The following is a 7,461-nucleotide window of genomic DNA, read 5'->3' on the forward strand; positions in this document are numbered from 1 at the left end:
CTGATTGACTAGGGCCATGACAGATTCACCAAGAACCAAGCCCGAGGTCGAGTTCTATGAGGGCCCCGAGCCCGCCGATCTCGTGATCATCGATATCGAAGAGGGAACCGGGGCCGAGGCCCAGGCCGGATCAACGGTCGACGTTCATTACCTCGGCGTTGACTTTGTCAGCGGCGAAGAATTCGACTCGAGCTGGAGCCGCGGCCAGTCGATCAACTTCCCTCTCGCCTCACTCATTAAGGGCTGGCAGGAGGGAATTCCCGGCATGAAGGTCGGCGGTCGCCGCCAGCTTATTGCACCGCCGCACCTGGCGTACGGTCCCGCCGGCGGCGGACACCGCCTCTCCGGGCGCACCCTCACCTTCGTGATCGACCTGCTCGGCGTCAAGTAAGCACTACGCCGGTCACGATCACCAGGGCAGCGGCAGCGCCTCGACAGCACTGGCCGTGGTCGCGCCGCCCGGCGGAATCACGAGAACACCGTCTGCGGCGGCGAGCCCTCGCATCATCGCGGAACCCCTCCATGCGGTGGGGCTCGCCCTGCCGGAGACCGTTGTATACGGCAGCAGCTGAGTCGCTGACGGTATGCCGGGCACATCACCGGCGAGGTCGACCAGATACGTCGGCGTGACGTCGCGGCCTCCGAGCGCGGCGACCAACGGGGCTCCCACGGTTAACAGTCCCAGGACGGCAGCCAGCGGGTTGCCGGGAAGGCACACGACGAACTGGCCTCCGGGCAGCTGAGCGAGCATCGTGGGGGCGCCCGGTCGCAGGGCTATTGCACTGATAATCATCGTCGCGTCGAGGACCTCGAGGGCGGCCCGGAGTTGGTCGGAACCCGAACGACCGGTGCCGCCGGTGGTGATCACAATTCGTGCGTGAGCTGCGGATGTCGTGATCGCCTGGACCGTCGCATCCAATTCGTCAGGGACTCGGGCCGTCGACACGACGGTCGCACCCAGCATTCGCATCACGGTGGGCAGCTGTGGGCCGAAACTATCCCTGACCTCCCCGGGCTGTGGAACGCCTGTCGCCGTCACCTCATCGCCGGTGAGAAGAATGCTGGCGGTGGGCCGCGGGTGAACGGTGACCTCATCGAGACCGCAGGCGGCCGCTAGTGCGATGTGCGCGGGATTGATGACGCACCCGGCCGTGACGACGATCTCACCCTGGCTCGCCTCGGTGCCGACGGCGCGCATGTGTTTGCCGCTGGAGGGCTCTCCGGGTGCCGCGAGGTGGTTTGTCTGCAGCAGGCCCCCGATCATCACTGCGTGCTCGCTACGAAGGACTCCGCGGATGTCGGCGGGAAGGCGCTGCCCGGTGACCACGGCCCAGGCCGAGCCCGCCGTCAGCACTTCGCCTTCACCCACGCTCCAGGGGCCGTCGCCCACTACGGCCCAGCCGTCCATCGCGGAGGAGACGAAGTGTGGGATCGGCTGGCGAGCCACTACCTCCCGCGCCAGCACGAGCCCGATGGCGTCGGCAAGGGCCACCTCCCCGATCATGGCGCCGGATGCCACGGCGCCAGCCCGCCGTCGGGCCTCGTGCCATTCGATCGCTGGGACCTGAGCGCCGCGGGTCATTCGCGGGAGCTCGAGCCATAGTTCGCGGCGAGTCGCTGGATGGCGGCAACGGCCGTATCCAACCCCGCCCCGTCGAACCGAGTGTGGGAGCCACCGGCTGCCCTGCCGGCGACGTAGCCGAGCAGGTAGGTGGTGAGCGGGGCGGCGGGCCTGAGTACGGCGTGGGCGGCGGTGCCCGCCAGCCCGAGGATCACCTCGATGTCGACGGGAGCCTCGGCGGCATCGAGTTCGAGGCGGAGTGCGGAAATCCACTCGGCTAAGATCCGCTGGGTTTCCCGAACGTCGTGATCAGTCATGAAGTGCTCCAGTGTTCGGAAGAATGTCGAAGTCGGCTGCATCATCCCAGGTGTCAACGTCGCGGGCCGAACCCGCCGGAATATCGATCACCGTCGTGTCCAGTGTGCCGACGAGTGCTCGCATCGACATGCCGGCCAGGGCGCCCGAGTGGGCATCGACCGCATCGAGCAGGGCGGCACGGCGGTAGCAGGCGAGGAGGTATTGGTCACGTCCGTCGTCATCCCGCGCCAACACGCCGTCCCCGGCTCGGTGGGACAGGAGCCCCGGAATGGCGTTCACGACGTGGGGCATATCGCAGGCGAGCAGCAGCACCCACTCCGAAACCGCTCCGGTGGCGGCGACGAGGCCACCGGCGAGGGCCGGAACGGGTCCACCGAAGCGGGGCACTTCACACGTGACGATGGTGGTGATGGGGACGGTGCTCGAACCCGGATCTCCCACAATGACAATCTGCCGGGCATCCTGCACCGCCTTCAGCGTGCGCTCAAGCAGCGTGGAGCCGTTGAAGACCAGTTGCGCCTTCGGCCTGCCGCCGAGCCGCTCCGAGCGGCCGCCCGCAAGAACCACGGCATCGAAGGTCATGTCTTCACTCTAGGAGTTCGCCGACTAGCGCGCGGGACACCGAATTTTGCGCACGATGATGAGCGGACAGTGCTAGGCATAGAGCATGGGCAGAATCACCGCGCGTCGTCGCGTCACCAGGATCACGGTCGGCGCGGAGCCGTCGCGTCGCGAGGATGTGTTGGCCGTGGAGGAACCGCTTGAGATCCGAGTCGGGGGTACCGCCCTCAGTATCACCATGCGCACCCCAGGGCACGATTTCGACCTTGCCGCCGGATTTCTGGTTTCTGAGGGGGTAATCTCGCGCGCTGATCAACTCGGCGCGATCAGGTATTGCGCCGGCGCACCGGTCGACGGTGCCAACACCTTTAACGTGCTCGACGTCACCCTCGCTGCGGGGGTGGCCGGGCCCGACCCGAGCCTCGAGCGCAACTTCTACATGACCAGTTCCTGCGGCCTGTGCGGCAAAGCGAGCATCGACGCTGTGCGCACCCTGTCGGCCTACCCACTCGCCCATGACGACCTCTCCATCACCACAGAGTTTCTTGTGGGCCTGCCTGGCCAGTTGCGCGCCGGGCAGGACGTCTTCGAGAAGACCGGCGGCCTTCACGCCGCTGCGCTGTTCGACGGCACGAGCGGCGAACTGCTCGTCCTGCGCGAGGATGTGGGCCGGCACAACGCGGTCGATAAGGTGGTCGGCTGGGCTGTCCTACAAAACCGGCTCCCGCTGCGCGGCACGGTATTGATGGTGTCTGGCCGTGCCAGTTTCGAACTGACGCAAAAGGCATCGATGGCGGGCATTCCTATCATGGCCGCGGTCTCGGCTCCCTCATCACTGGCAATCGAACTCGCAGCCGAGATCGGGATGACCGTGGTCGGGTTCCTGCGGGGCGACTCAATGGTCGTCTACTGCGGTGACGAGCGGATCATCCACAGAACATTCCACGAGACACCGACCAGAGAGGCCGTGCCAGCACAATGACACTGCGCGAGACCGGCGAGACCGGCGCATACCCAGAGCTTGAGATAGAGCACCGCGAAACCTGGGCTGTCGGTATTCCGGCTATCCTGAAATCAATGGGGCCCGCCATCAGGCAGATGGGGCCACTTCGCACCGCCCAGCTGATGACGGCCATGAACCAGAAGGGTGGGTTCGACTGCATGAGCTGCGCCTGGCCCGACCCGAGCCATCGCAGCCCGGCTGAATTCTGCGAGAACGGGGCAAAGGCCGTCACCTGGGAAGCCACGCCCGTCACGGTTCCCGCCAGCTTCTTCGCCGAGAACTCGATCGACGACATGCTCGGCATCTCGGAGTACGAGCTTGGACTGCTCGGTCGACTCACGGAGCCCCTGCATCGCGCGAAAGGCTCGGACCACTACGTCCCCGTGTCGTGGAACACAGCGTTCTCGATCATTGCCGACAAGCTCACGAGCCTGTCATCACCGAATGAAGCGACCTTCTACACGAGCGGACGCACCGCGAACGAGACGGCATTCGTCTACCAATTATTCGTGCGCGTGTTCGGCACAAATAATCTGCCCGACTGCTCGAATATGTGCCACGAGTCAACGAGTCTTGCGTTGAACGAAGTAATCGGAGTGGGGAAATCCACTATCGCCTACGAGGATTTTGGCAAGAGCGACCTCATCATCGTGATGGGCCAAAACCCGGGCACGAACCACCCCCGAATGCTGACCGCACTCGAGGAGGCCAAACGAAACGGGGCCACGATTATCGGGGTAAATCCGCTGCCGGAGGCGGGACTCATCCGATACAAAAATCCCCAGAAGGTGCGCGGGATCATCGGCCGCGGCACCGCCCTTGCTGATCAATACCTGCAGATCCGATCCGGCGGCGACATGGCCCTGCTACAGGCCACGTCACGGAGGGTGCTCGACGCCGAGGCCGCCGCCCCGGGCACTGTGCTCGATCACGACTTCATCGCCACGCACTGTGAGGGACTCCCCGCCTTCGCCTCCCACATCGCCTCCCTCGACGAGGACGCGGTGGCCGAGGCGACCGGGCTGACCTCGGCAGAACTGGATGAGTTCGCGGCACGCTACCTCGCGGCTGACCGGGTCATCATCACCTGGGCGATGGGTCTCACCCAGCAGAAGAAGTCGGTCGACACGCTGAAGGAACTGATCAACCTGCTTCTTTTGAGGGGCAATATCGGCAAGCCCGGCGCTGGGGCATCGCCCATTCGGGGCCACAGCAATGTGCAGGGCGACCGCACCATGGGGATTTGGGAGCAGATGAGCGACGAGTTCATGGATGCCCTCGCCGCGGAGTTTGCCTTCGAGCCGCCGCGTGAGCACGGAGCCGACTCAGTAGCGACCGTAGAAGGCCTGCAGGACGGCAGGATCAAGGTCTTCTTCGCTCTCGGTGGCAATTTTGTCAGCGCTATATCTGACACCGCTGTCGCCGAGGCGGCCATGCGTGGCGCCGAGATGACGGTGCAGGTGTCGACCAAGCTCAATCGCTCTCACGCGGTGATCGGCGACGAGGCCCTGATTCTACCGACGCTCGGCCGAACCGAGATCGACCTGCAGGCGGCAGGGCCGCAATTCCTGTCCGTCGAAGACAGCGTGTGCGCCGTTCACGCGACCCATGGCCGGGTATCTCCCGTAGCGCCCGGCATGCTGTCTGAGGTTGCCATCATTAGCAGGCTTGCGCGGGCAGCCCTGGGGGAGCGTCACGGCATCGATTGGGCCGGTTTCGAGGCAGATTATGACCTCATCCGTGATCACATCTCACGGGTGGTGCCTGGGTTTGAGTCATTCAATGCCGACGTTCGACGAAAGGGTGGATTCATCCTTCCGAATGGCCCGAGGGATGACCGGCGCTTCGACACCGCGACGGGTAAGGCAATGATTACCGTCAACACGCTGGAGCACCTCGATCGGCCTGCCGGCAGGCTCATCCTCCAATCCATGCGATCTCACGACCAGTTCAACACGACCATTTACAGTCTCAACGACCGGTACCGCGGCATCAAAAACGGCCGCGATGTCATTTTCGTGAACCCCGACGACATCGCCGAGCTCGGCCTTGCCGACGGCCAGCGCGTCACTATCGTCAGCGAATGGGCCGGTGAGCCAGATCGAGAACTTCGCAACTACCGCGTCGTCTCCTATCCCACGGCCAGGGGGTGCGCCGCGGCGTATTATCCCGAGGCGAATGTGCTGGTGTCACTGGCAAGTGCGGCAATCGGCAGTAAGACTCCTGTCTCCAAGGCGATCATGATCAGACTGGAGCCTGCGTCGTCAGGGCGTACTCCCCACCGCTAGTAGCCTTGAACTGTGAAGACGTTTGACGAGTTGTTCGCTGAGCTCAGCGAGAAGGCGGTCTCGCGCCCGGAAGGCTCGGGCACCGTCGCGGAGCTCGATGCCGGAGTGCACGCAATCGGTAAAAAAATCGTCGAAGAAGCCGCAGAAGTGTGGATGGCGGCCGAATACCAGACCGACGACGAGACGGCCGAAGAGATCTCGCAACTTGTCTACCACCTGCAGGTGCTGATGGTCGCGAAGGGACTCACCCCGGCTGATGTCTGGCGACATTTGTAGCAGTCGCCCCCACATCCACTTTGATCGAGAGACCACCATGCTGAGAATTGCCATCCCGAATAAGGGATCGCTGAGCGAGACGGCCGCGGACATGCTCGCGGAGGCCGGATACACGGGCCGCCGCGACCCGCGCGCCCTGAGCGTGCGCGATGAACGCAACGACGTCGAGTTCTTCTACCTTCGCCCGCGCGACATCGCCACCTACGTCGGCTCCGGTGCCCTCGACGTTGGCATCACTGGCCGTGATCTTCTGCTTGATTCCCGCAGCCCCGCCCGCGAGATCACGACCCTCGACTTCGGCGCATCGACCTTCAGGTTCGCCGCGGTGCCCGGGCGGTTTGCCACGCTGTCCAGCCTCCACGGCATGCGGGTTGCCACCAGCTACCCGGCTCTCGTGGGTGACTTCCTTGAACGCCAGGGGGTGCGGGTGACGGTTGTCACGCTGGATGGCGCCGTCGAATCCGCCGTCAAGCTCGGAGTGGCCGATGCGGTGGCCGACGTGGTCTCCACCGGTTCCACACTTCGCGCGCAGGGGCTCGAGATCTTTGGCCCGGTCATCCTGGACTCCACAGCGGTGCTGATTAGCGCGCACAGCGACCTGCTAGGAATCACGACGCTGCAGCGTCGGCTGCAGGGCGTGCTGGTGGCGCGCCAGTACGTACTGATGGACTACGACGTGCCCGTTGTACACCTCGAGAAGGCCACTGCCGTGACTCCGGGGCTCGAAAGCCCCACCATTTCGCTCACGCAGGATGCGGAATGGGTCGCGGTGCGGGCGATGGTTCCTCGCACCGACACCAACCAGGTGATGGATGAGCTCTACGAGGTCGGAGCGCGCGCCATCCTGGTCAGCTCGATCCACGCCGCACGGATATGACCCGCACACCGCGCTGCCTGGTCGCGCCATGACCGTCGCCGTACGAGTCATCCCGTGCCTTGACGTTTCGGCGGGGCGAGTGGTCAAGGGAATCAATTTTCTCAATCTTCGGGATGCCGGTGATCCCGTCGAACTCGCCCGCAAGTACTACGAGCAGGGCGCCGACGAAATCACCTTCCTGGACGTAACCGCCACGATCGACGGTCGCGCCACCATGTACGACGTTGTCCGCGCCACCGCGGAGCAGGTGTTTATTCCGCTGACCGTCGGTGGGGGAGTTCGCAGCGCCGACGATGTCGCCAGGCTCCAGGCCCACGGGGCAGACAAAGTCGGAGTTAATAGCGCAGCTATCGCCCGGCCCGCACTGCTGGGAGAGATCGCTGACAGGTTCGGCGCGCAGGCCCTGGTGCTGTCGCTCGACGTGAAACGCCGTGGCGGACGATTCGTCGTCACCACGCATGGCGGCCGCACCGAGACCGACCTCGATGCACTTACCTGGGCACGTGAGGCCATCGAACGGGGCGTGGGGGAGTTGCTCGTAAATTCGATTGATGCCGATGGCACTAAACAGGGTTTC

The 7,461-nt window shown here is 64.5% G+C and carries 9 protein-coding genes; 6 read left to right on the plus strand and 3 right to left on the minus strand.

Annotated features, from left to right (window positions below):
• Window positions 1–16 precede the first annotated feature (16 nt).
• Entirely contained in the window at window positions 17–391 is a 375-nt protein-coding gene (locus RMN95_RS07725) for an FKBP-type peptidyl-prolyl cis-trans isomerase (RefSeq protein WP_309616356.1), read from the plus strand.
• Window positions 392–409: 18 nt separating this feature from the next.
• Here RMN95_RS07725 and RMN95_RS07730 read toward each other — a convergent pair whose 3' ends face one another.
• The 3 genes from RMN95_RS07730 to RMN95_RS07740 are packed head-to-tail and all read right to left on the minus strand — an operon-like array spanning window position 410 to window position 2,461.
• A complete protein-coding gene (locus tag RMN95_RS07730; protein WP_309616357.1) occupies window positions 410–1,582 on the minus strand; it encodes a molybdopterin molybdotransferase MoeA in 1,173 nt (390 codons plus the stop codon).
• Complete coding sequence (locus RMN95_RS07735) at window positions 1,579–1,878, minus strand: DUF6457 domain-containing protein (protein ID WP_309616358.1); 300 nt, start codon at window positions 1,876–1,878, stop codon at window positions 1,579–1,581. Before RMN95_RS07735 ends, RMN95_RS07730 begins: the two co-directional genes overlap by 4 nt.
• Window positions 1,871–2,461 (minus strand): molybdenum cofactor guanylyltransferase, encoded by a 591-nt coding sequence (locus tag RMN95_RS07740; protein WP_309616359.1) that lies wholly within the window; start codon window positions 2,459–2,461, stop codon window positions 1,871–1,873. Before RMN95_RS07740 ends, RMN95_RS07735 begins: the two co-directional genes overlap by 8 nt.
• 85 nt (window positions 2,462–2,546) lie before the next feature.
• Here RMN95_RS07740 and fdhD point away from each other — a divergent pair, with 85 nt between their 5' ends.
• The 5 genes from fdhD to hisF all read left to right on the plus strand — a co-directional run.
• Window positions 2,547–3,422 carry a formate dehydrogenase accessory sulfurtransferase FdhD gene (fdhD, locus tag RMN95_RS07745; RefSeq protein WP_309616360.1) on the plus strand — a complete coding sequence of 292 codons (876 nt, stop codon included), beginning with the start codon at window positions 2,547–2,549 and terminating at the stop codon, window positions 3,420–3,422.
• A complete protein-coding gene (locus RMN95_RS07750; protein WP_309616361.1) occupies window positions 3,419–5,731 on the plus strand; it encodes an FdhF/YdeP family oxidoreductase in 2,313 nt (770 codons plus the stop codon). Before fdhD ends, RMN95_RS07750 begins: the two co-directional genes overlap by 4 nt.
• Before the next feature lie 12 nt (window positions 5,732–5,743).
• A complete protein-coding gene (locus RMN95_RS07755; protein WP_309616362.1) occupies window positions 5,744–6,007 on the plus strand; it encodes a phosphoribosyl-ATP diphosphatase in 264 nt (87 codons plus the stop codon).
• 37 nt (window positions 6,008–6,044) lie between these two features.
• Entirely contained in the window at window positions 6,045–6,884 is an 840-nt protein-coding gene (gene hisG / locus RMN95_RS07760; protein WP_309616363.1) for an ATP phosphoribosyltransferase, read from the plus strand.
• 28 nt (window positions 6,885–6,912) lie between these two features.
• On the plus strand, window positions 6,913–7,461 hold a 549-nt coding region (hisF, locus tag RMN95_RS07765), incomplete at its 3' end, for a HisA/HisF-related TIM barrel protein (protein WP_309616364.1).

The sequence above is a fragment of the Salinibacterium sp. genome (assembly GCF_031364185.1).
Classification (GTDB): domain Bacteria; phylum Actinomycetota; class Actinomycetes; order Actinomycetales; family Microbacteriaceae; genus Rhodoglobus.

Bases quoted from the DNA above. Each gene is read 5' to 3' on its own strand.
- RMN95_RS07725 (WP_309616356.1), top strand. From the start codon at position 17: ATGACAGATTCACCAAGAACCAAGCCCGAGGTCGAGTTCTATGAGGGC.
- RMN95_RS07730 (WP_309616357.1), bottom strand. From the start codon at position 1,582: ATGACCCGCGGCGCTCAGGTCCCAGCGATCGAATGGCACGAGGCCCGA.
- RMN95_RS07735 (WP_309616358.1), bottom strand. From the start codon at position 1,878: ATGACTGATCACGACGTTCGGGAAACCCAGCGGATCTTAGCCGAGTGG.
- RMN95_RS07740 (WP_309616359.1), bottom strand. From the start codon at position 2,461: ATGACCTTCGATGCCGTGGTTCTTGCGGGCGGCCGCTCGGAGCGGCTC.
- fdhD (WP_309616360.1), top strand. From the start codon at position 2,547: ATGGGCAGAATCACCGCGCGTCGTCGCGTCACCAGGATCACGGTCGGC.
- RMN95_RS07750 (WP_309616361.1), top strand. From the start codon at position 3,419: ATGACACTGCGCGAGACCGGCGAGACCGGCGCATACCCAGAGCTTGAG.
- hisG (WP_309616363.1), top strand. From the start codon at position 6,045: ATGCTGAGAATTGCCATCCCGAATAAGGGATCGCTGAGCGAGACGGCC.